The organism is Brachyspira intermedia PWS/A, from assembly GCF_000223215.1.
Taxonomy (GTDB): Bacteria; Spirochaetota; Brachyspiria; order Brachyspirales; family Brachyspiraceae; genus Brachyspira; species Brachyspira intermedia.
The window spans coordinates 1,813,153-1,836,634 of record NC_017243.1 but is presented as its reverse complement, the minus strand read 5'-3'; the positions used below and the strand labels follow the sequence as shown (position 1 = coordinate 1,836,634).

The 23,482-nt window shown below is 29.5% G+C and carries 28 protein-coding genes, 2 tRNA genes and 1 riboswitch; of the genes, 27 read left to right on the top strand and 3 right to left on the bottom strand.

Translation table 11 applies throughout. From position 1 onward, the window contains the following. The first annotated feature begins 22 nt into the window (after positions 1-22). From BINT_RS08005 to BINT_RS07890, 24 genes are all read left to right on the top strand, one after another. Positions 23-961 carry an ABC transporter substrate-binding protein gene (locus BINT_RS08005; protein WP_014488066.1) on the top strand — a complete coding sequence of 313 codons (939 nt, stop codon included), beginning with the start codon at positions 23-25 and terminating at the stop codon, positions 959-961. A 5-nt stretch (positions 962-966) separates the two neighbouring features. Then, positions 967-1,974, top strand: coding sequence for a FecCD family ABC transporter permease (locus BINT_RS08000; protein WP_014488065.1), 1,008 nt, complete (start codon positions 967-969; stop codon positions 1,972-1,974). 6 nt (positions 1,975-1,980) lie between these two features. Beyond that, positions 1,981-2,766 carry an ABC transporter ATP-binding protein gene (locus BINT_RS07995; RefSeq protein WP_014488064.1) on the top strand — a complete coding sequence of 262 codons (786 nt, stop codon included), beginning with the start codon at positions 1,981-1,983 and terminating at the stop codon, positions 2,764-2,766. A gap of 63 nt (positions 2,767-2,829) precedes the next feature. Continuing rightward, positions 2,830-3,010, top strand: a riboswitch (cobalamin riboswitch). A gap of 335 nt (positions 3,011-3,345) precedes the next feature. Next, a complete protein-coding gene (gene pduB / locus BINT_RS07990) occupies positions 3,346-4,038 on the top strand; it encodes a propanediol utilization microcompartment protein PduB (protein ID WP_014488063.1) in 693 nt (230 codons plus the stop codon). A 21-nt stretch (positions 4,039-4,059) separates the two neighbouring features. Continuing rightward, complete coding sequence (locus BINT_RS07985) at positions 4,060-5,721, top strand: propanediol/glycerol family dehydratase large subunit (RefSeq protein ID WP_014488062.1); 1,662 nt, start codon at positions 4,060-4,062, stop codon at positions 5,719-5,721. A gap of 10 nt (positions 5,722-5,731) precedes the next feature. Beyond that, entirely contained in the window at positions 5,732-6,418 is a 687-nt protein-coding gene (locus BINT_RS07980) for a propanediol/glycerol family dehydratase medium subunit (protein ID WP_014488061.1), read from the top strand. A 21-nt stretch (positions 6,419-6,439) separates the two neighbouring features. Beyond that, positions 6,440-6,943: a diol dehydratase small subunit gene (locus BINT_RS07975; RefSeq protein ID WP_041177344.1), complete on the top strand. Its 504-nt coding sequence runs from the start codon at positions 6,440-6,442 to the stop codon at positions 6,941-6,943. A 247-nt stretch (positions 6,944-7,190) separates the two neighbouring features. Next, positions 7,191-9,020: a diol dehydratase reactivase subunit alpha gene (locus BINT_RS07970; RefSeq protein ID WP_041177609.1), complete on the top strand. Its 1,830-nt coding sequence runs from the start codon at positions 7,191-7,193 to the stop codon at positions 9,018-9,020. 1 nt (position 9,021) lies between these two features. Beyond that, on the top strand, positions 9,022-9,372 hold the full coding sequence (locus BINT_RS07965) for a glycerol dehydratase reactivase beta/small subunit family protein (RefSeq protein WP_014488058.1): 351 nt from the start codon (positions 9,022-9,024) through the stop codon (positions 9,370-9,372). A gap of 15 nt (positions 9,373-9,387) precedes the next feature. Then, a complete protein-coding gene (locus tag BINT_RS07960; protein ID WP_014488057.1) occupies positions 9,388-9,786 on the top strand; it encodes a GlcG/HbpS family heme-binding protein in 399 nt (132 codons plus the stop codon). A gap of 18 nt (positions 9,787-9,804) precedes the next feature. Beyond that, positions 9,805-11,196, top strand: a complete 1,392-nt coding sequence (locus BINT_RS07955) for an aldehyde dehydrogenase family protein (protein WP_014488056.1) — start codon at positions 9,805-9,807, stop codon at positions 11,194-11,196. A 46-nt stretch (positions 11,197-11,242) separates the two neighbouring features. Then, positions 11,243-11,824, top strand: a complete 582-nt coding sequence (locus BINT_RS07950) for a BMC domain-containing protein (protein ID WP_014488055.1) — start codon at positions 11,243-11,245, stop codon at positions 11,822-11,824. 29 nt (positions 11,825-11,853) lie between these two features. Beyond that, positions 11,854-12,126 (top strand): BMC domain-containing protein, encoded by a 273-nt coding sequence (locus tag BINT_RS07945; RefSeq protein ID WP_014488054.1) that lies wholly within the window; start codon positions 11,854-11,856, stop codon positions 12,124-12,126. 24 nt (positions 12,127-12,150) lie between these two features. Next, positions 12,151-12,423 carry a BMC domain-containing protein gene (locus BINT_RS07940; protein WP_014488053.1) on the top strand — a complete coding sequence of 91 codons (273 nt, stop codon included), beginning with the start codon at positions 12,151-12,153 and terminating at the stop codon, positions 12,421-12,423. Between the two features lie 25 nt (positions 12,424-12,448). Next, complete coding sequence (locus BINT_RS07935; protein WP_014488052.1) at positions 12,449-12,757, top strand: BMC domain-containing protein; 309 nt, start codon at positions 12,449-12,451, stop codon at positions 12,755-12,757. Positions 12,758-12,785: 28 nt separating this feature from the next. Continuing rightward, on the top strand, positions 12,786-13,547 hold the full coding sequence (locus BINT_RS07930) for an ethanolamine utilization protein (RefSeq protein ID WP_014488051.1): 762 nt from the start codon (positions 12,786-12,788) through the stop codon (positions 13,545-13,547). Next, complete coding sequence (gene pduL / locus BINT_RS07925; RefSeq protein WP_014488050.1) at positions 13,544-14,179, top strand: phosphate propanoyltransferase; 636 nt, start codon at positions 13,544-13,546, stop codon at positions 14,177-14,179. Before BINT_RS07930 ends, pduL begins: the two co-directional genes overlap by 4 nt. Then, positions 14,176-15,021 carry an ethanolamine utilization protein EutJ gene (eutJ, locus tag BINT_RS07920; RefSeq protein ID WP_014488049.1) on the top strand — a complete coding sequence of 282 codons (846 nt, stop codon included), beginning with the start codon at positions 14,176-14,178 and terminating at the stop codon, positions 15,019-15,021. The genes pduL and eutJ overlap by 4 nt, the downstream gene beginning before the upstream one ends. Positions 15,022-15,023: 2 nt before the next feature. Then, positions 15,024-15,668 (top strand): hypothetical protein, encoded by a 645-nt coding sequence (locus BINT_RS07915; protein ID WP_014488048.1) that lies wholly within the window; start codon positions 15,024-15,026, stop codon positions 15,666-15,668. A 23-nt stretch (positions 15,669-15,691) separates the two neighbouring features. After that, the gene (locus BINT_RS07910) at positions 15,692-17,353 is read left to right on the top strand and encodes a EutN/CcmL family microcompartment protein (protein WP_014488047.1); all 1,662 of its coding nucleotides are present in this window, start codon (positions 15,692-15,694) and stop codon (positions 17,351-17,353) included. Next, a complete protein-coding gene (locus BINT_RS07905) occupies positions 17,350-17,895 on the top strand; it encodes a BMC domain-containing protein (RefSeq protein ID WP_014488046.1) in 546 nt (181 codons plus the stop codon). The genes BINT_RS07910 and BINT_RS07905 overlap by 4 nt, the downstream gene beginning before the upstream one ends. Positions 17,896-17,913: 18 nt before the next feature. After that, on the top strand, positions 17,914-18,198 hold the full coding sequence (locus BINT_RS07900; RefSeq protein ID WP_014488045.1) for a hypothetical protein: 285 nt from the start codon (positions 17,914-17,916) through the stop codon (positions 18,196-18,198). A gap of 38 nt (positions 18,199-18,236) precedes the next feature. Beyond that, complete coding sequence (locus BINT_RS07895; protein ID WP_014488044.1) at positions 18,237-18,512, top strand: BMC domain-containing protein; 276 nt, start codon at positions 18,237-18,239, stop codon at positions 18,510-18,512. Between the two features lie 23 nt (positions 18,513-18,535). Beyond that, positions 18,536-18,967: a cupin domain-containing protein gene (locus BINT_RS07890; RefSeq protein WP_014488043.1), complete on the top strand. Its 432-nt coding sequence runs from the start codon at positions 18,536-18,538 to the stop codon at positions 18,965-18,967. A gap of 111 nt (positions 18,968-19,078) precedes the next feature. Here BINT_RS07890 and BINT_RS07885 read toward each other — a convergent pair whose 3' ends face one another. Together BINT_RS07885 and BINT_RS07880 are read right to left on the bottom strand one after the other, a co-directional pair. Continuing rightward, positions 19,079-19,603: an SRPBCC family protein gene (locus BINT_RS07885; RefSeq protein ID WP_041177343.1), complete on the bottom strand. Its 525-nt coding sequence runs from the start codon at positions 19,601-19,603 to the stop codon at positions 19,079-19,081. Next, complete coding sequence (locus BINT_RS07880; protein ID WP_014488041.1) at positions 19,604-20,785, bottom strand: AI-2E family transporter; 1,182 nt, start codon at positions 20,783-20,785, stop codon at positions 19,604-19,606. It lies immediately after the preceding gene. Between the two features lie 279 nt (positions 20,786-21,064). Here BINT_RS07880 and BINT_RS07875 point away from each other — a divergent pair. The 3 genes from BINT_RS07875 (at position 21,065) to BINT_RS07865 (ending at position 21,687) form a co-directional block, all read left to right on the top strand. Next, positions 21,065-21,138, top strand: a tRNA-Ile gene (locus BINT_RS07875). 30 nt (positions 21,139-21,168) lie between these two features. Then, positions 21,169-21,242, top strand: a tRNA-Ala gene (locus BINT_RS07870). A gap of 100 nt (positions 21,243-21,342) precedes the next feature. Further along, entirely contained in the window at positions 21,343-21,687 is a 345-nt protein-coding gene (locus BINT_RS07865; protein ID WP_014488040.1) for an ankyrin repeat domain-containing protein, read from the top strand. Between the two features lie 20 nt (positions 21,688-21,707). Here BINT_RS07865 and BINT_RS07860 read toward each other — a convergent pair whose 3' ends face one another. Beyond that, entirely contained in the window at positions 21,708-23,477 is a 1,770-nt protein-coding gene (locus BINT_RS07860; RefSeq protein WP_014488039.1) for a CASTOR/POLLUX-related putative ion channel, read from the bottom strand. Positions 23,478-23,482 lie beyond the last annotated feature (5 nt).

Genomic DNA, 23,482 nt, shown 5'->3' with positions numbered 1-23,482 from the left:
TTCTTAAATAAAGAATTTTTTTATGAAAACTGTTAGAGTATTTTTATTTATTTTTCTTAGTATATTTTTATTTTCATGCAGTAATGCAGGTACTAATAATAAAAACTTATCTATAAAAGATAGGGCAGGAAATGATATTGTTCTGCCTGAAAAAATAGAAAATATAGCATGTTTATCTCCTGCTGTTACAGATGTTATATTAGCATTAGGACTTGCAGATAAAATAATAGCTTTCGATTCTACTTCAAAAGAAATTTTACAGACTAATAATATTGATGTATCTAATATTGCAGTTTTTGATATGCTTAATCCTGATTCAGAAAAAATGATAGCTATGAAGCCGGATATTGTTTTTGTTAATACTTTCAGTGTATTTTCCGGAAAAAATTCATTGGATTCTATAAAGGCTTCAGATATATGTATTGTTGTAATACCAAACAGTGACACTATAAAATCTATAGAAGATGATATAACTTTTTTGGGTAATGTTTTGAATAAAAGTGGTGAATCTTCTAATATTATAAATGTTATGGATAAAAATATAGAAAATATTAGAGCTATAGGAGAAAGCATACAAAATAAAAAGAAAGTTTATTTTGAAATAGCCGCTTTACCAAATTTATATTCATTCGGAACTAATGTTTATTTAGATGATATGATAAATATTATAGGGGCATCTAATATATTTTCTGATAAAAATTCTTGGATAACTACCACAGAAGAAAATGTATTATTTGCTAATCCTGATATAATATTTACAAGCGTTCATTATATAGATAATCCTACTGAAGAAATATTGAGTCGTGCATCTTGGCAGAATGTAAATGCTTTAAAGAATAAAAATGTATATTATATCACTTCAGGTTCATTGCCTACGCATAATATTGTAAATGCTTTAATTATGATGGCTAAATATGCCTATCCTGATGAATACAAAGATATTGAAATAATTAGGAATTAATTATAATGATTAAAAAAGTTATAATAATTTTATTGTTGGTTATTATTTCTACTGTATTGTCAATATGTATAGGAAGCGTATTTATACATCCGAAAGAAGTATTTGCAATTTTATTATATAAGTTTTTTAATTTTGAGATTATGAATATAGATAAAATAAATGCTGATATTATAGGAATTAGACTTCAGCATTCTATATTATCATTATTTGTAGGTGCTTCATTATCTATAACAGGCGTTGTTATACAATCAATACTAAGAAATCCATTAGCTTCTGCATATAATTTGGGTATATCATCAGGTGCAGGACTTGGTGCCGCTTTGCTTATAATTATGCATATATCTTTTAATCAGTATTTCTTTATAGGCGTATCAATGCTGTTTGCTTCTATTACTATACTGTTTATATTATTCATATCAAATAGGATAGATAAGTATATGAGCAATAATTCTATAATACTTGCTGGTATAGTTATATCATTATTTCTAAGTTCTGTAATGAGTTTTTTGTCGTATATGTTTCCTAAATATTCAAATCAAATAATACTTTGGCAGCTTGGAAGTTTGTTTGTGAGAAATAAATTGGATATTTTTATAATTATATTGATGATTTTAATATCATTGTTATTGCTAATGAAATATTCAAGCGTATTAGATATAATGACATTTGGAGATGAAACTAGCTTATCTCTTGGTATAAATGTTAAGAATATGAGAATATTTTTTATATTGATTTCATCTTTTATAACAGCGGTTTTAGTGGCATTTACTGGCATCATTGGTTTTATAGATTTAGTATCTCCTCATGTAACAAGAAAAATATTCGGAGCTAAACATATAGTTGTACTTCCTATGTCTGCCTTGATGGGGGCATTAATATTAAATGTTTCTGATATATTTTCAAGAATCATAGTTCAAGGGGCTAATATTCCAATAGGTATTGTTACTGCAGTAATAGGTGCTCCTTTCTTTTTGTATGTATTTATATCAAGCAATAACATGAAAGGAATGTAATTTATTATGAATGATATAAATAAAGCAAACAAAATAAATAAAATGGTTGAAGTTAAAAATATATCTTTAAGCTATCCAAATAAAAAAGAAGTTTTAAAAAATATTTCTTTTGATGTTAATTCAAATGAAAGTTTATGTATTATTGGTCCTAATGGCTGCGGAAAAAGTACTTTGCTTAAATCTTTATGTAAGATAATAAATTTTGATGAAGGCGAAATACTTATTAATAATGAAAATATAAAAAAAGTAGATACATATAAAACTATAGCAATGATGAGTCAAATGTCTGCTATATATTTCGGATATACCGCATATGATACTATAATGATGGGAAGATATTCAAGTTATAAAGACAAATTATTATCAATACCAAGCAAAGAAGATAAAGAGTTTGTAATTTATTATATGGAAAAGTTGAAGATAGTTCATTTGAAGGATAAATTAATAACAGAACTTTCAGGTGGTGAATTGCAGAGGATATTTTTAGCTAGAACTTTGGTGCAAAATCCTAGTATAATACTTATGGACGAGCCTACTAATCATTTGGATTTGAATAGTCAAATAGAATTAATTTATAATTTAAAAGAGTGGGTTGGAAATGGTTTAAGATGTATTGTAGCTGTATTACATGATATAAATGCAGCTTTGAATTTTGCCAATAAATTATTAGTTTTGAAAAATGGCAGTTCTAAATATTTCGGAAGTATTGATGATTTTGATATGAGATTATTAAATGATATTTATGATATAAATGTAATTGAATATATGAAAAATTCTTTAAAAAGATGGTGATTTTGTTTCAAATTTTTTGTTTATATTAAGAACAAGTATAATTTGTTTCAATAAAAAACTTGATTTATTATAATTTTTTATTATAATATATATGTATATTGAAGGAAATAGGTCAGAATCCTATACTAGCCCGTAGCCGTATTCAGTAGCGAACCCTAGTTAACCATTGTTGCCTATAGAGGTGATGAGAAGGTAGGATGTAGAAAGCTGTAAGTCGGAATATTTCAATATATAGTTTATTTTCTGTCGAGGAGCATGGAATGGAATTCTTATTATAGCATTTTTCTTATATCTTAATTAATTCAAATATTATTCTGATTTTTGTTTAATTAAATAAATCAAATTATACATTGTTTCAAATTATTGAAATTTTTTCATTTTTTAAAAAAATGATATCTTTTTATTGACAACGGTATTTCATTGTTTTATACTATATGTATAGCAATGGTTTATTGTATATTTTTTGACGATTTTCTATTTTTATTTCAAATTTCCACTTAAATATAATAATTCATTGCCTTATTTTAAATAAAAATAAAACTATTAATTATATTTTATTAATTTTAAGGAGGAATTTTTATGAGTAGAGCAATAGAGTTTGTAGGAACTGCTATAGGAGATACTATAGGTCTTGTTATTGCTAATGTAGATAAAAGTGTATTGGAGAAGATGAATTTTGAAACAAAATACCGTTCTATTGGTATCATAGGCTGTAGAACAGGAGCAGGACCTCATATAATGGCTGCCGATGAAGCTGTAAAAGCTACTAACACTGAAATTGTTTCTATACAATTGGCTCGTGATACGAAAGGCGGAGCTGGTCATGGTAGTTTAATTATTTTCGGTTCAGACGATGTTTCTGATTCAAGACGCGCAGTTGAAGTTGTTTTAAAAGATTTGGATAGAACATTTGGAGATGTTTATGGAAATGAAGCTGGACATATAGAACTCCAGTATACAGCTAGAGCTAGCTATGCTTGTAATAAAGCTTTTGGTGCTCCTATAGGAAAGGCTTTCGGTATTTGTGTAGGTGCTCCTGCAGCTATAGGAGTAGTTATGGCAGATACAGCAGTAAAATCTGCTAATGTTGAAGTTGTTGGATATGCTTCACCAGCAAATGGTACTAGTTTTTCAAATGAGGTTATATTACAAATATGTGGTGATTCAGGTGCTGTTAGACAGGCTATAATAGCTGCTAGAGAAATAGGCTGTGAATTATTGGGTACTTTGGGTGCTACACCTAAAAATGACAGACCTTCATATATAATTTAATTTAACTATTAGGAGAAGTTCATGAAATCTAAAAGATTTGAAATATTAAGAAACAGACCTGTAAATCAGGACGGATTTGTAGGCGAATGGCCTGAAGTTGGTCTTGTAGCTATGGATGGACCTAATGATCCTAAACCTAGTATAAAAATAGTAAATGGCAAAATAGTTGAGCTTGACGGCAAAAAAGCTGAAGATTTTGACTTTATAGATACATTTATTGCTAATTACTCTATCAATATAGAAAATGCTGAAAAAGCTATGGCTATTGATTCTAAAAAAATAGCTCTTATGTTATGTGATCCTAATGTAACAAGAAGCGAAATCATTCCTATAACAACTTCCATAACTCCTGCTAAAATATCAGAAGTTATGAGCTGTATGAATGTTGTTGAAATGATGATGGCTTTACAAAAAATGAGAGCTAGAAAAACTCCTTCAAATCAATGTCACGTTACTAATGTTAAAGATAATCCTATACAAATAGCAGCAGATGCGGCAGAAGCAGCTGTTAGAGGTTTCGATGAAGAAGAAACTACAGTAGGTATTGTACGTTATGCTCCTTTCAATGCTTTAGGCTTATTGGTAGGTGCTCAGGTTGGAAGACCTGGTATACTTACTCAATGTTCATTAGAAGAAGCTACTGAATTGTTATTAGGTATGAGAGGATTAACTTGTTATGCTGAAACAATTTCTGTATATGGTACTGAAAGAGTATTCACAGACGGAGACGATACTCCATATTCTAAAGCTTTCTTAGCATCATCTTATGCTTCACGCGGTTTGAAAATGCGTTTTACTTCTGGTACAGGAAGTGAAGTACAAATGGGATATGCTGAAGGTAAATCTATGTTGTACTTGGAAGCTAGATGTGTATTCATCACAAAAGGTGCGGGAGTACAAGGTTTACAGAATGGTTCTATAAGCTGTATAGGTGTTCCTGGCGGAGTTCCTAGTGGTATTAGAGCAGTTTTGGCAGAAAACTTAATTACTGAATGTTTAGACTTAGAGGTTGCTTCTGGTAATGACCAAACTTTCTCTCATTCAGATATAAGAAGAACAGCAAGAATGTTAATGCAGTTCCTACCTGGTACTGACTTTATATTCTCTGGTTATAGTTCTACTCCTAACTATGATAACATGTTTGCAGGTTCTAACTTCGATGCTGAAGACTTTGATGATATCAATGTATTACAAAGAGACTTAAAAGTTGATGGCGGATTAAGACCTGTAAAAGAAGAAGAAATAATAGCTGTTAGAAATAAAGCTGCAAGAGCTATGCAGGCTATATTTGCTGATTTAGGATTCCCTGAAATCACAGATGAAGAAGTAGAAGCTGCAACTTATGCTCATGGTAGTAAAGATATGCCTGACAGAAATGTTGTAGAAGATTTAAAAGCAGCACAAAGTATCTTAACTAATGGAATAACAGGTTTAGACGTAGTTAAAGCTTTATATAGAAAAGGCTTTGAAGATGTTGCTCAAAGCGTTTTGAATATGTTAAAACAGCGTGTTGCTGGAGACTATTTGCATACTTCTGCTATCATTGATAGAAACGGTTATGTTATTAGTGCTGTTAATGATGTTAATGATTATCATGGTCCTAGTACTGGTTATCAAATAAGCAAAGAACGTTGGGAAGAAATTAAAAATATTCCTAATGCTATTAGCCCAGATTCTATTTAAGGAGTAAGTAATGAATATAGATGAAAAAACTCTAAAATTGATAGTTAGTGAAGTTATAAAAAATATTAATAGTCAAAATAATAATACAAACGGCAGTACTTCTGTAAGTTCTAATCCTAATCCAAATGTAAGTACTGATCATCAAGCTCCTCCTCCTCTTAATTTCAAAGAGTTAGGTAAAGCTGAAGTTGGTAAAAATAAATCTGAAGTTGTAATAGGTATAGCTCCTTCTTTCGGACTTCATCAAACTGAAACTATAGTTCATATACCACATTCTCAAGTGTTAAGAGAATTAATTGCTGGTATAGAAGAGGAAGGATTGAAAGCTCGTATATTACGTTTCTTGCATACATCCGATGTTTCTTTCATAGCTAATGCTGCTGCAAAATACAGCGGTTCCGGAATAGGTATAGGAATACAATCAAAAGGTACTACAGTTATACACCAAAAAGATTTGCTTCCTTTGAGTAATGTTGAATTATTCCCTCAAGCTCCTCTTTTGGATTTGCCTACTTTCAGAGCTATAGGTAAGAATGCTGCTAAATATGCTAAAGGTGAATCTCCAACTCCTGTTCCTGTTCGTAATGATCAGATGGCTCGTCCTAAATATCAGGCTATAGCTGCTTTACTTCATATAAAAGAAACAGAGCATGTTATAGATAATGCAGATCCTATAGAACTATCAATTTCATTATAATAATTTATAAGGAGATAAAATATGGATGAACAACTTTTAGAGAAAATGATAAAAGAAATAGTTAGTAATATTAATAATACAAGCAACTCAAGAAGCATTTCTAATAGCAGTGTTGAAATTAGTGCTAAAGATTATCCTTTAGGTTATAATAGAAAAGATTTGATAAAAACTTCTACAGGAAAAAGTTTAGATGATATTACATTAGATGCAGTAATGAATGACAGAGTTGGTCCTAATGATGTTCGTATTACAGCAGAAACTTTGGAATATCAAGCTAAAATTGCAGAATCTGTTGGCAGAAAAATATTTGCTATGAATTTGAGAAGAGCTGCTGAATTAACAAGAATAAGCGATGACAGAATATTAGAGATATATAATGCTTTAAGACCTTTTAGATCAACTAAAGCAGAATTAATTGCTATAGCTGATGAATTAGAAAGTAAATATTCAGCTAAAATATCTGCTTCTTTAGTTAGAGAGGCTGCTGAAGTTTATGAGAAGAGAGATCGTTTAAGAAGAAAATAATTATAAAGCTAAATAGCGAGCCGAAGCCATATAGGCTGACCAATTAGGCATCTTTAATGGTGGGCGAGCATAGCAATAATAAAGAAAATAATTAAAATGCTATGAAGTTAAATAGTGAGCCGAAACCAGCCCCAAAGGGGTACAGTCGTACAAATAAATTTATTTATTTGCTGATTATAGGCTGACCAAGTAGGAACCTTTAAAGGTGGGTGAGCATAGCAATAATAATAATTTTATGGAAGTGCCAATGAAATATATTGCAGGAATAGACATAGGCAATTCTACTACTGAAATTGCAGTTGCTAAGATTAGTGATAATAATGATGTAGAATTTATCTCTAGTGATTTAGTATTTACTACAGGTATAAAAGGTACTTTTTCCAATAAGCATGGTATTTTCGGAGTTTTGAAAAAGAGCTTGGATAAAGTTAATCTTACAATAGAAGATATATCTTTGATAAGAATAAATGAAGCTACACCTGTAATAGGGGATGTTGCAATGGAAACTATAACAGAAACCGTTGTAACAGAATCAACTATGATAGGACATAACCCAAAAACACCAGGCGGATCTGGAATAGGTATAGGAAAAAGCGTACTTTATGATGATATTTCTAATATAAATAAAGGCGAAGATGTAATAATAGTTGTTCCTAATAGCATAGATTTCAAAGATGTGGCTAATTCTGTTAATAATGCTGTATCTAAAGGTATTAATGTTAATGGACTTATTTTACAAAAAGATGATGGTGTGCTTGTACAAAATAGGATTAATAAAAATATTCCTATAGTTGATGAAGTACTTCTTATAGATAAAGTTCCTATAGGAATGCTTTGTGCACTTGAGGTAGCTTTGCCTGGTAAAGTAATTGAAACATTATCAAATCCTTATGGTATAGCAACAGTATTTAATTTATCACCGGAGGAAACACAATCCGTTGTACCTATAGCTAGAGCTTTAATAGGAAACCGTTCTGCAGTTGTAATAAAAACTCCTGAAGGAAATGTTAAAGAGAGAAGAATACCAGCTGGTAAATTAAAAATAATTGATGCCAAAAAAAGTTTAGAAGTGGATATAGAGGCAGGTGCTGAAAAAATAATGTCTACTATAAACAAGGCAACAGATATAGAAGATATTATTGGTGAGCCTGGTACTAATATAGGCGGTATGATAGAAAAAGTTAGGCAGACTATGGCTAAACTTACGAATAAAGATAAAGATGATATTAAGATTCGTGATTTGCTAGCTGTTGATACTTTTGTTCCTAGAAGTGTAAAAGGCGGACTTGCTAATGAATTTTCTATGGAAAGTGCTGTTGGTATTGCTAGTATGGTAAAATCTGATAGGCTTCAAATGGAAATAATTGCAAATGAGCTTAAGAAAGATTTGAATATCAATGTTGAAATAGGCGGAGTTGAAGCTGATATGGCTATATTGGGTGCTTTGACTACTCCCGGTTCATCTTCTCCTTTGGCTATAATAGACATGGGGGCAGGAAGTACAGATGCTTCTCTAATAGATAAAGACGGTAAAATATCATATACGCATTTAGCTGGTGCCGGAAATATGGTTACTCTTTTGATAAATTCTGAATTAGGATTAGATGATCTTGAAATGGCTGAAAGAATAAAAAAATATCCTTTGGCTAAAGTTGAAAGTGTATTTCATATAAGACATGAAGATGGTACAGTACAGTTTTTCAAAGAGCCTTTAGATCCTAAATTATTTGCTAGAGTTATAGTGGTAGAAGAAAATAATTTTGTTCCTATAGATTCTGATATACCATTAGAGAAAATAAGAATTGTGAGAAGAACAGCAAAAGAAAAAGTATTTGTATTTAATTCTATAAGAGCATTGGAAACAGTAAGTTCTACAGGTAATATAAGAGATATACCTTTCGTAGTATTGGTTGGAGGTTCATCATTAGATTTTGAAATACCTCAAATGGTTATGGATGCTTTATCACATTATAAAATAGTTGCTGGTAGAGGTAACATAAGAGGTAAAGAAGGACCTAGAAATGCGGTTGCTACAGGTCTTATATTAGATTATGTTAGAGCAATGAGGAATAGCTAATATGGATATACCATCTATTATTATATATGACTTAGGAAATACAGATTCAAAATTAATGGATCAGGTTTTATATGGAATAGAGGAGGAAGGAATTCCTTATATATTTGAAAAGAAAGAGATTGGTGAGTATAGAGATGTAAAAGAAGCATCTTATAAGGCGGCTGTTGCTTCTCAGTTATCTGTTGGTGTAGCTGCTGACAATGAATATATAGCGGTGCATTATGCTAATTTAGATGAAAATACTCCTTTGTTTTTCTATCCTGTTAAATCAATGAATATTCAGAATATGAGAAGCGTTGGAGCTAATTCAGCTAGACTTGTTAAGGGAATTTATTTCATACTTAATGATTAATTTAAGGAAAATTTTATGGAACTTGGTTTAAATGATGCTTTTAGTATGGCTTTGGAGGCATTGAAGAAAGCAGGAAGTATACATGTTGATGTTTGTATTTCCATTGTGAATAGTCATGGAGAAGAGATTTTCTTCTGCAAAATGGATAATGCTCTTAAAATAAGTGAGAAATTAGCTTTTAAAAAGGCTTACAGCAGTGTATCATTGAAAGTTCCTACTTCTGAAATAAAGAAACTTATTGATGATAGTTTATGCGGACTTGATACTGCTATGTCTGGTGAACTTGTTATGTTCGGCGGAGGAATTCCTATATTCAAAGATGGTAAATTATTAGGAGCTATCGGAGTAAGCGGAGGTGCTGTAGAAGAAGATATTCTTATAGCTAAGTCTGCTTTAGAGGTATTTAATAAATAATTTTTATGGAGATGATATATGGATGAAAAATTGATTGAATCTATAGTAAGAGAAGTTGCTAAGAATATAAACATATTGGAATCCAATAACAATACAAATACACTTGGTATATTTGATACTATGAAAGAAGCTATTGAATATGCAAGTATAGCACAGAAAAAGTTTTTATGCTCTACTTTATCAGAGAGAAAAAGAATAACTGATTCTATAAGAAATAAATTAAGACCTCTAGTTAAAGAGATGTCTGTTATGGCTGTAGAAGAAAGTAAAATGGGAAGAGTAGAGGATAAAATAAATAAAAATACATTGGCTATAGAAAGATGTACCGGAGTTGAGGATTTACATACTGGTGCTTTGACAGGAGATGACGGATTAAGTTTATTAGAATTTTCTCCATTCGGTGTTATTGGTGCTATAACTCCTGTTACAAATCCTACAGAAACAATAATATGTAATAGTATCAATATGCTTTCAGCTGGAAATAGTGTTGTTTTCAGTCCGCATCCTAGTGCTGTTAAAGTTTCTAATTGGCTTGTTACAAAAATTAATGAAGCTATAATAGAGGCAGGCGGAGAAAGAAATTTGGTAGTTACAGTTTCAAAAGCTTCAGTTGAAGAAGTTGATTATATGATGGAAAGCCCTAAAATTAATGCTTTATGTATTACAGGCGGTATGCCTATAGTTATTAAAGGATTAAAAAGCGGTAAGAAAACTATAGGAGCAGGTGCAGGAAATCCTCCTGTTATAGTTGATGAAACTGCTGATATAGAACAGGCTGCTGCTGATATAGTTGCTGGTGCTTCTCTTGATAATAATATGCCTTGTATAGCTGAAAAAGAAGTTTTGGCTGTTGATTCTATATTTGATTATTTGATGTTCAATATGGAAAAAAATAATGCTTTTAAGATTTCTAAAAAAGAAGATATGATGAAATTAGAAAAAGCTCTTATAAATCCTGATGGAACTGTAAATAAAAAATTTGTGGGTAAAGATGCTAAATATATATTAGACACTTTGGGCATAGAATGTTCTTATGATCCTAGACTTATAATAATGGAAACTCATAAAGAACATCCTTTTGCTGTTGAAGAGCTTATGATGCCTGTGCTTCCTTTGATAAGATGTAAAGATTTTGATGAGGCTTTAGACTTGGCTGTTAAATTAGAAAATGGATGCAGACATACAGCTGCTATGCATTCTAAGCATATTGACAGATTGACTATAGCTCCTAGAAGATTGCAGACAACAATATTTGTTAAGAATGCTCCTTCTTATGCTGGTATAGGTTTAGGAGGAGAGGGATATACTAGCTTTACATTGGCAAGTAGTACAGGAGATGGTATTACTAGTACAATAACATTTACTAGAAAAAGAAGATGCGTATTAAAAAATGGATTATTTGTTAGATAAATAATTATATTTTTATATACTTAAATATAAGAGGAAATTAATTATTATGGAATATGCTTTAGGTATGATAGAAACTCATGGTCATACAGCTGCTATTGAGGCTTTAGATGCAGCAAATAAGGCTAGTAATATAATTTTGCCTTCTATGGTGCATGTTGGAAGCGGTAGAATTGCTATCTCATTTTTTGGAGATGTTTCCGCTGTTAAAGTTGCTGTTGACTGCGGAGTTGCCGCTGCTGAGAAAGTTGGAAAGGTTTTAGGCAGTAATGTTATAGCCAGATTGGATAAACAAGTTCTTGATACTCTTTTTGCTTATGCATCTTCTGACAATAATAATACAGTTGAAGATGGCAATAAAGAAATAAAAGAGAACGAAGAAAATAATACTGAATATAAAGAATCAGAAGAAAAACAAACTGAAGAAAAAGAAATAGAAGAAAATAAGCAATCAGAAAGCAATACAGAAATAATTAATGAAAATGTAGATAACACTTCATCAGACAGCAATGCTGAAGATGCATCACTTTTTGATGAAGATGTTAATAAAAAAACAGATAATGAAGCAGATTCTAATGAAAATGTTTCAAAGAAAAAAACAAGAAAAAAGAAAAAGAACGATAATCAATAAAATAATAAAAATTATTGGAGGTAATAAATATGGCAAGTTCTATGGCTTTAGGTATGATAGAAACTAAAGGTTTGGTATCAGCAATAGAGGCAGCAGACGCTATGGTAAAAGCAGCTAATGTTAATCTAGTAGGAAAAACATTAATCGGAGGCGGACTAGTAACTGTTATGGTAAGAGGCGATGTAGGGGCAGTAAAAGCCGCAACAGATGCCGGAGCAGCAGCAGCCGCTAAAGTAGGAGAATTAATAAGCGTTCATGTAATACCAAGACCTCATGAAGAAGTTGAAGGTATTATAAAATAAATAATTAAATAGGAGGTAATAAATATGGCAAGTTCTATGGCTTTAGGTATGATAGAAACTAAAGGTTTGGTATCAGCAATAGAGGCAGCAGACGCTATGGTAAAAGCAGCTAATGTTAATCTAGTAGGAAAAACATTAGTAGGCGGCGGACTAGTAACAATTATGGTAAGAGGAGATGTAGGAGCAGTAAAAGCCGCAACAGATGCCGGAGCAGCCGCCGCCGCTAAAGTAGGAGAGTTAATAAGTGTTCATGTAATACCAAGACCTCATGAAGAAGTTGAAGGTATTATAAAATAAATAATTATATTAGGAGGCAATAATTATGGCAAGTTCTATGGCTTTAGGTATGATAGAAACTAAAGGTTTAGTATCAGCAGTAGAGGCAGCCGATGCTATGGTAAAAGCAGCTAATGTTAATCTAGTAGGAAAAACATTAGTAGGCGGCGGATTAGTAACAATTATGGTAAGAGGAGATGTAGGAGCAGTAAAAGCCGCAACAGATGCCGGAGCAGCAGCCGCCGCTAAAGTAGGAGAATTAATAAGCGTTCATGTAATACCAAGACCTCATGAAGAAGTTGAATCTTTGCTTCCTAATAATCCTCCTGCTAATAATAGTGATAAACAAGAATAATATAAACAAATAATGTATAGGTTTATTTATGAAAGTTTTGACAGAACAAATGCTGAGAAGTGAAATACTCAATAAAGATGTATCAGAATATTTTATAGAGGAAGGAGTTTTTGTTACGCCTTCTGCTAAAGAATATTTGGCTTCCCGCAAAATAGAACTAAAAATAGTATCTAAGAATCATAATCTTAATATTGGAAGTTCTACATCAAGTCCTAAATCTTATGGTATAAGAGAAATAGAAAATATGGGCTACTATGTAGATTATGAAACAAATAAGAGATTAGATACTAAACCTGAGAATTATACTCATTTGTATAATAATGTATTAGTAGAAAAGAATCACCCTAGAATAATGTTTAGGGGAAAATTAGACAGCATGCTTGCTTTAATAGTAGATATACAATACGAGTTTAAAGAAAGGCATGAAGATAAGTTATTAGAGTATTTGAAAAAATATCAGAAACTTATTCATACAATATTATACTCTGAGGTTTCAAATAAAGGTTTGGAATTTGATACTATATTTGGATTGACAGAGGAAGAGATTAGAAAAATATCTCATCATCCTAAAGAGTATTTTGGTTGTGATCATATATTTGTTAATTATAATATGCCGTACACTGTTATAAAACTTAATTTAATAAGAACGGCTGTTAGAGAAGCAGAATTAATAGCCTATAATGCTTTGAAAAATGAAAGAGAAGATCTCATTAAATTATTAAATCGTATGAGCAGTGCTATTTATATATTGATGTTAATGGCATATACTGGTAAGGATGTGACTAAATGAATGAACAATCGCTTTTAATTAACAATATATCTGATTCAATTAAATATGAAATAAATAAGAGAAAGATTATAAAAGTAGAGATATCAGCAAGACATGTTCATTTGTCTCAAAAGGATTTAGAAACATTATTTGGAGTTGATTATTCTTTGACGCCTAAAAGAGAGCTTTCTCAGCCTGGACAGTATTTAAGTGGTGAGAGAGTTAAACTTGTAGGGCCAAAGTCTGAAATGCGTAATGTTGCTATATTGGGACCTACTAGAAAAAATACTCAAGTTGAATTGTCTTTGTCTGATGCTAGGGCTTTAGGTGTTAAAGATATTACTATTAATGAATCCGGATATCTTCAAGGTGCAGGAAGTATAGTTATTGTTGGTGAGAAGGGACGCATAGAAGCTAAAAATTCTGTTATAATTGCTAAGAGACATATTCATTTAAGAACGAAAGATGCTGAAGAGTGGAATATAGAAAATGGTCAGATAGTTAAAGTGAAAGTTTATGGTATTAGATCTTTAATATTTGATGAGGTTGTTGCAAGAGTAAATGATCAATTTATGCCTGCTATGCATATAGATTTTGATGAGGCTAATGCATGCGGATTGCTTAGTCAGGGTTATGGAGAAATCATTTTATGAGTTTTTCATTTGAACATGTTAATTCACTTATAGATGAAACTACTGAGTGTATAGAAAAAGTAAATGATTTTAACATAAATGATAAATTATATGTAGGTGTAGATTTAGGTACAGCATATATTGTATTGGTAGTTGTTGATTCTAGCGGAAAGCCTATAGCTACTGAATTGCAATATGCTGAAGTTGTAAGGGATGGGCTTGTTGTAGATTATTCAAAAGCTTGTTCTATTGTTAGAGAATTAAAAGGAAAATTGGAAAAAAGGCTTGGGGTTGAGCTTGTAAATGCTGCTATTGCTATGCCTCCCGGTGTTCATGATAAATCGGTTGCTACGCATAGATATGTGGCTGAGAGTGCAGGTTTTGAGGTTTTGAATGTTATAGAAGAGCCTGAAGCTGCTAATTATATATTAAATATAAAAAATGGTGCTGTTGTTGATGTTGGCGGAGGAACTACCGGTATTGCTATATTTAATGACGGAAAGATGATATATACTGCTGACGAACCTACAGGGGGAACACATTTTACTCTTACTATAGCTGGTAACTATGGAATTCCTTTTAATGAGGCTGAAAATAAAAAGAAAGATAAAAACAATTCAAAAGAGATATTTAGAATAGTTATGCCTGTTATACAGAAAGTGGGAAGTATAATAAACAGACATATAAAAGATTATAATGTTGATTTAATATGTTTGGTAGGCGGTACAGTTTGTTTAGATGGATTTGAAGGTATTATAGAAAAAGAAACTAATGTTCAGACTATAAAGCCAAAAAATCCGTTTTTAGTTACGCCTTTAGGTATAGCTATGAGCTTAGTAAATAATAACAAGGACTCAGAGTAAGTATGGACGATTTGACATTAAAAAAGATTGTATTAGAAGTAATAAATCAGTTAAATAAAACATGTGTAGATTCTATATTTGTTCTATCTAATGGTTTTTGTTTTCAAAATGAATTGGAAAGTATAGGATATAATTTGAATATTGCTTCTTCTGCAAATGATATTAATATTGATGATTATTCTGCTATCATAATAGATGATTTATCTGCAGAAATTTTATCATGTATATCCAATCTCATATACAAAAATGAAAATACTTCTTTTATAATTAATGCTTTATTGTCCGGTAAGAAAGTTATAGCATTAAAAAATAATGAACAATTTGATAATTATAAAAATACTGCTTCTAGTCAATTATTCTCTAAGTTATTAGAATTAGAAAATATAGCTAAATCTTACGGACTTATTGTATTGGAAAAAAACAATTTTTTGTCATATTTTAAAAAAGATGTTAAAGAAAATGATGATAAAAATATTGTTAGTTCAGGAAATTGTTGTGACTTTACAGATAAAAGAGTCATTACTAAAAGCGACATAATTGATATTGTTAATGATTATTCAAGCATCAAAGTAGGAAACAATGCAATTATTACACCGCTTGTTATGGACTATATTAAAGAAAATAAAATAAATATTCTATATGAATAAAAAATAATAAAGAGGAATTATTAATGGTATTAGCAAAAGTAATAGGAAGTGTATGGGCTACTAAAAAAGAGGAAGCTTTATCCGGAAGCAAACTTTTAATAACAAGAGTTTTTGAACCTGATACTAATAAGGAATTAAATATTCTTGTAGCTTGCGATTATATAGGTGCTGGTATTGATGATATAGTTATTATCACTTCTGGAAGCGGTGCTAGAAATGCTCAGGGTGATAAGAACATGCTGCCTATAGATGCAGTTATAGTTGGTATAGTTGATCAGGTAGATTTAAATAAATTAAAAAATGAAGGTTTATATATGAGCTTAAAAGAAAAAATATATAATGCCGGTATTGTAGGTGCTGGCGGAGCTGGTTTCCCATCACATATAAAACTACCGGAAAAAGTAGAATATTTGATAGCTAATGCAGCTGAATGCGAACCGCTTTTAAAAACGGATCAATTTCTTATGCTTAAATATGCTGAAAAGATAGTTAAAGCTCTTGCTATCATAGGTAAAGAAGTATCTGCAGAGCATATAATCATAGGCACAAAGAAAAAGTATGTAAAACAGATAGAGGCTTTAGAGGAAGCTATTAAAAAAGAAAATGCTCATATAGAAATAAAGGCTTTTAAAAGTTTCTATCCTTTAGGTGATGAACAAACTTTGGTATATAATATCACTAAAAGAGTTATTAAAGCAGGCGGTATACCTTTAGAGGTTGGATGCGTTGTATTTAATGTTGCTACTTTATGTAATATTTATGACAGCTTAAACGATAAACCTGTAACTTCAAAATATATGTCAATATTAGGCGAGGTTGAAAATCCTTGTATTGTTAAAGTACCTATAGGAGCAAATTTAAGAGAGATACTTTATCAGGCAAATGTAAAAGATGATAATAAATATGTGATAGTAGGCGGTCCTATGATGGGAAGATATTATCATATAACTGAAACAAGTAATCTTTCTGTCAAAAAAACAACAGGTGCTTTGATAGTTATTGATGAAGATCATTATTTAGTGAAAAAGAAAAAAGTAAATTATTCTAAAATTGTGGCTATGGCAAAATGTTCTTGTATACAATGCAGTGCATGTTCTGAATTATGTCCTAGAAATTTAATAGGTCATAAAATTCATCCTCATTTAGTTATGCGTTCTGTTGCTTTTGCCGATTTGGAGAATATAGAAAATAATAGTGAGCAGACTTTAGATAAACTTAAAGAAGCAAATTTCTGCTGCGAATGTGGAATATGTGAGCTTTATTCTTGTCCTATGGGTATAAATCCTTCAAATATGAATATATATGTTAAATCTCTTTTGAGAAAAGCTAATATTAAACCTGATAGGAATGTAAAAGATTATGGAGTTCATCCTTCTATAGAATATAGGAGAGTATCAACAAATAGATTGACTACTATCTTGGGATTGGATAAATATTCTCATGTCGAAGTAGATATGGATAATCCTAAAGAAATAAATGTTTCAAAGGTATCTATAGAATTAAGACAGCATATAGGAATGCCTGCCGAGGCTGTTGTAAAGGTGGGTGATTCAGTTAGTGAGGGACAAATTATAGCTGCAGTACCAATTGATAAAGTTGGGGCTAATATACATTCTAGTATAAATGGTATTGTAGAGTCAGTTGATACTGAAAAAATAGTTATAAATGGGGAGAATGTTAAATGAAGTCTATAGGAATGATAGAATTAAATAGCATAGCTAGAGGTATATTAGTTACGGATCATATAGGTAAAGCTGCCAATGTTAAAATTTTAAGATCACACTCTGTATGTCCTGGAAAATATATTGTTATATTCAGCGGAGATGTGGGAGCTGTAGAATCATCTAAAAGAGCTGGTGTTGAAATAGGCGGCGTTTCAGTTATTAATTCTTTTGTTATAGCTAATATTCATGAAACTGTAATAGAGGCTATTAATGGTACTTTATCTGATTTTCCTAGAGAGGCTATTGGTGTTATAGAATATTTTTCTATAGCTTCAGCCATACAGGGTGCTGATGATGCTGCTAAGGCTAGTGATGTTTCTCTTGTTAATGTAAGGCTTGGTTTTGCTATAGGAGGAAAATCTTATATTACTTTGACAGGTAAGGTAAGTGCTGTTGAAGAAGCTGTTAAAGCTGGAATGAGAAAAGCTGAAGATGAAGGTCTCATAGTTGATTATTGTATATTGCCTTCGCCTATAGATGAATTATATAATTCTATTTTATAATTTTTGGGAGTGATTATTATGAATAAAAATAAAATAGTTTACAATACTCAGAATGTTTATGAACTTATAAATTGCAATTCTGATACTATATATGTACCTTCTAATGTTATTTTTACTCCTAGTGCTATGGATATTATAAGATCAAAAAGAATAAAAATAGTATATGGTGATGAAAATTGTGCTTGCAGTTGCGGCAGTGAAGTTTCTAACAATAATGATACTACTGAAATAGTTAAGCAGACAATAAAAATTTTGGTGAATAAATGTAATATAACAGATGAGAAGATTATAAAAATGTTATAGTTGAAGTATTAAAGAGGATTAATTCATAAAAATTTTTAATGGAAAATTTAAATTTATCTATTGGAATAATAGAGACTACAGGATATATTGCCACAATTAGTGCTTTGGATACTTTGTTAAATGCATCTAATGTGATAGTTATAGATAAAGAGCTTATAGGTGCTGGAATAGTTGTTATCATTATAGCAGGCAGTATATCTAACATTAAAGAGGCTATAAAAAGTGCTGAAATGGCTGTAGAAAAGTTAAATGCTAAATGCAGACATACTATCATTGCTAGGCCTCATAATGATATATGGAGTATCATACCTTAATTATTAAAGGAGTTTTTACTATTATGGAAGATATGAAAAATATTGAATCTATTGTAAATAAAGTTGTTTGCGATTTGTTGAATACAGGTACTGCTTCAGGATATAAATTGGATGATTCAAATACACATAAAAAAACATTAGTGAAAAAATCAATCTCTGATATAGATTCTAATAAAAAGAAATACGAAGATAATTCTTATGTAACTGATGTTTTTAATGAGTATGAGAGATGTCATTTAAAATGCTTGTTAATGGAATTGGATAATACAGATATGCAATGTGTTCTTGGATATGATGAAATTTATTTTGTTTTGGAAGGAACTCTTATTATTAATTATGAAGGAAGAAAAATTGAGGCTAAAAGCGGTGAGATTGTATCTGTGTTTAAGGGAGATGCTATAACTTTCTCTACTCCTTTTTATACTAAATTTTTAAGAATTATTAATCCAAAATAATAATTTTTTATTATTATTGCCCATCTAATATAAAATAAGCTAGTGATTAAACTCACTAGCTAGCTACGACTCGCTTTTTATATTTTAATTACAGTATTTAAAAATTATTATTTATTTTTTGTTTATAAAACTTCTTACTCTTCTGAAAAAGTCATTTTTACCATTTTCATCTATAAGTACATATTTAAGCATGAATCTCAAATATGGATGATATACATACATAGTTTCTTTTATTGTGAGTCTTGTTCTGTCATTTTCTGCATCTTCTAATATATATGTCCATAAAGCCGTAAATTCATTTTCTGTTTTTACCATAGATATTTCGCTGTTCTCTATTCTTCTTACTTCTATTAATTCCTGATATGTTCTTCTATTTGAATATGTCTGCATTATTTTTATTTTATCGTTATCTAGTTTTTCAGTGCGAACTATTGATATATATTTTAACCAAACAGGGTAGTTTTCATAATCTATAAGCAAATTATATAATTCATTTCTTTTAATATTAAATATTTGAGTTTTTTCTTTTGAGAATGCAGGAGGTATTCTCTTTCCTATAAAAGTTGGTAAAAATATCATAATAGCCATTAGAAATAATGGAAGTATTATAAATATAGGTACTAAGTAAACTAACATTTATTCGCCTCTTTTCGTTAAAGTATAAAATTTTGAATGATAATATTTATTAAAAAAGTTTTTTATAGTTATAATAATAATTCCGCAGAAAGGAACAGCAAATAATACACCCAAGAAGCCAAAAAGCACTCCTCCTATAATAGTACTGAACATAACAGCTATAGGGTGTATCTTTACTGATTTTCCTAATATCTTAGGAGCCATTATTCCTGAATCCAATATTTGTATAATACCATATATTATACACATTTTTAAAGCACCATGCCACCATACAGGTTCTGTAATTATACCTATAAATAATGCTGATAGAAATGCAGCAAATGGTCCTATAAATGGTATGTAATTTAATAATCCTCTTAGTAAAGCTAATATAAAAGCATATTTAGTATTTGTTACAGATAGCATTATATAACTTATTATAAAAAATGATACTGCTAATATAGTCATTCCAACAACATAACTATTTATAATATAATTTGAATTTTTTATTATATTACTTACAGAGCTTTGCCATCTCATAGGAATTATTTTAATGATTCTTTCTTTAATATTTTGAAAGTCCAGCATTAAATAAAAAGTAACAAATGGAAGTATTACAAAATATGAAAATATTATACTAAATATTGTTGTTATGCTGTTAATATTTTGAAATCTAAAATCTATAATTTTTCTGTACATTAATGTTATAACACCGCTATTTCCAAATAAAAAATCATTTATAGCTTTTGAATCTATTTCTAAATTGATATCAAAACTTTTTCCTACAGTTCTATTTAATTTTTCTGATAATGTTATAAGCATATCAGATATGGAACTGTATATTTTGTCTACATATTGCGGTAATGTTTTGAATATTATCTCAACTTGTTCTATAGTTCTAGGAAGTATAAATATAACGAATATTATAGCTAATATTAATAATGGTATATATATTAACAATACGCCTACTATTCTAGGAATTTTTTTCTGCATCTTTGTTATTAAAGGATCAAACATATATGCAATGAATATACCCCAAATGAATGGTGCAACCAAATATCCAGCCTCTTTAATGACCCATAATGTAAATAGGGCTAATATTAATACTATTGAGGTTTTAGCCCATATATATTTCCAAAAAGGTATTAGGGCTGCTATAAGTATAAGAAATAATATAATAGGGTTTATTATATCTCTAATCAAATAGCAAAAATAAAAAAAGGCAGTAAATACTATGGTAATTAATAGGATTTCTCCGCCAATAACGAAAATTTTATTATGTGTTAAAGAATTATTATCTCTAGAAAAAAAATTATTTTTATTAGTCATATATTTATAGTATAATATAAAGCGTTTTTTTACAATATATTTTATAAAGTTTTATTAATTTATATAAAAATTATATAAAAAATTAAAAAAAGCACTTGCTATTTTTTTAAAGTGTGCTATAATCTAATACATATCGTTGATAAATAAATTAAAGGGCCTGTAGCTCAGATGGCTAGAGCGTTCGACTGATAATCGAAAGGTCGGTGGTTCAATTCCTCCCAGGCCCACACGCTCAGGTTCTTTGTTATTATATAATCGGGGGTTTAGCTCAGTTTGGGAGAGCGACTGCCTTGCACGCAGTAGGTCGTGGGTTCGATCCCCATAACCTCCACATCGGTCATAAAGCCATTCTTAAATATTATTTGAGAATGGTTTTATTATTTTAACTATAAATAATTTTTCTCCGATAATAAAAGAGGAGGATATTCATAATGAAAAATATTATACTCATACCATTAATGATTATTGCTTTGACTTTTATATCATTTAATAAACTTTATCCATTGAATCAAGATGAAGAAACATTTTTAGATGCCGCAATATTCGGAGATGAAGATGTTATAGAAAAAATAATTGCTAAAAATATTAATGTTAATATACAAGATGATGTAGGAAATACTGCTCTTATATTAGCATGTATGGAAGGGCATGTAAAAGTTGTAGAACTGTTAATAAAAGCAAATGCAGATAAATCTATAGTAAATAAACATGGAAATGATGCACTATATTATGCTAAGATGAACAATTATAATAATATAATAAAACTTTTAGAATAATGTTATTATAGTAAAATATATTAAAAAATTAATTCTTCATTTTCTTCTTCTAATATATAGTTTGTTATAATTACAATTTCATCTTTATTATCAAGCATACATTCGGAATTAGGATTTAAAATAATATCATTGTATCTTTTAATACCTATTAAGATTATCTTTTTCTTTAATAGAGTAAAATATACATCTTTAAAAGTTCTTGATTCATTGAAATAATCAGAATATGGAGACATTATGATATCTTTTCCATTTCTGCTTAGAAGACCATAGAAAATATATAGTATATTTGAACTTATAGAAGCCTGAGCCATAAGCATACCTATAAGTTTACCGCTTACTATAAAGTCTCTTACATCATCTGAATATATTAAATTTCTCTTTTGTATAGAATTTAATAATGATAATATTGCTATATTTAATTTTTCTTTTTTTATTATTTCTCTTATTATTAAAAGTATATTAATACTTTTTACATCTGTGATATTATCCTCTGATATTAATACTATTTTTGTTGTATTTTCTTTTTTTAGTTTTTCTAGCATGAATTTATATTTGTTCTTTTGAGATTTTATCAAATCATAACTTAACATAGTGATATTATTATTTTCTATATATTCTGAAATTTCTTTTATTATTTCATTATATTTTTTTTCTTCACATATTAATAGAATATTGTTTTTATATTTAATAATATTAGGTTTTATATCAGGATATTCTTTTATAGTATTATCATAATTGTTTTTTGATAATATTATTAGTCTGTTTTCTTTTTTTATTATATAATCATAATTAGGTATTAAAATTTGACTTTTATCTTCCTTTGTTATTCCAAGTAATATCATGCCCTTATCAAAATATTTTGAAGCAGCATCTTCAAATTTCCAATTATCAAAATCATGATCATTTTCTATATAAAAGACATTTCCGTCATTAGAAAATAAATCCTCATAAACATTGCTTAGTCCTGTATAAATTATGCTTTGTGCTATAAGTTTATAAAGAATTTCATATTTATAAATTACATGAATAACAAAGTTTTTATTTTCAATAGATTTTATTATTTCAATAGTATCCTCTTCATGAACTAATACACATATATTAATTTTGTTTTCAATTTTATTTTCTTCAATTTCTTCTATAATCTTTTTTAGAGCTAATAATATATTTAGTGATTCTGTATCATCATTATTAATTATTGATATGCTTGATGATTTTGATATATTTAATAGTTTTATATTTTCTATTCTGCTTGTAGTTCCTTCTCTTATTATTATATTAGTTTTTTTATATCCTTTTATAAATGAAACTCTTTTTCTTATTACATCAACATTATGTTCAGATAATATTACAATAGTTTTTACTTTGGCTTTAATGAATTCTTCTATTATAGTGAGAGCTTCTTCACCGTATCCTAAAATAATGGCATGATTTTTTTCCATTATAAATGCATTGCCTTTGCTTAGATTATTTATTCTATCTTGCAAAGCCTTATTAATCATAGCTATAAGAGAACCCCAACCACATACCCCTACAAAAGTTACCATTAAAAAAGTTATAACAATACCGGTATTTCCTTCAACAGATGATATATTTCCAGTATCTATAAACTGCATCAAACTATCCCAAAATGCATCTTTAGGCGGATACTGAAAAAATACTATTATAAATATTGATACTATTAAAAGCAGAATTATAATTGCGAATACTAAAAGCATTAATTGATAGAAAAGCCCTTTATTAAGCATTCTGTCAATTCTATATTTTATATAATTAGATATATCTTTTAACATAAGAA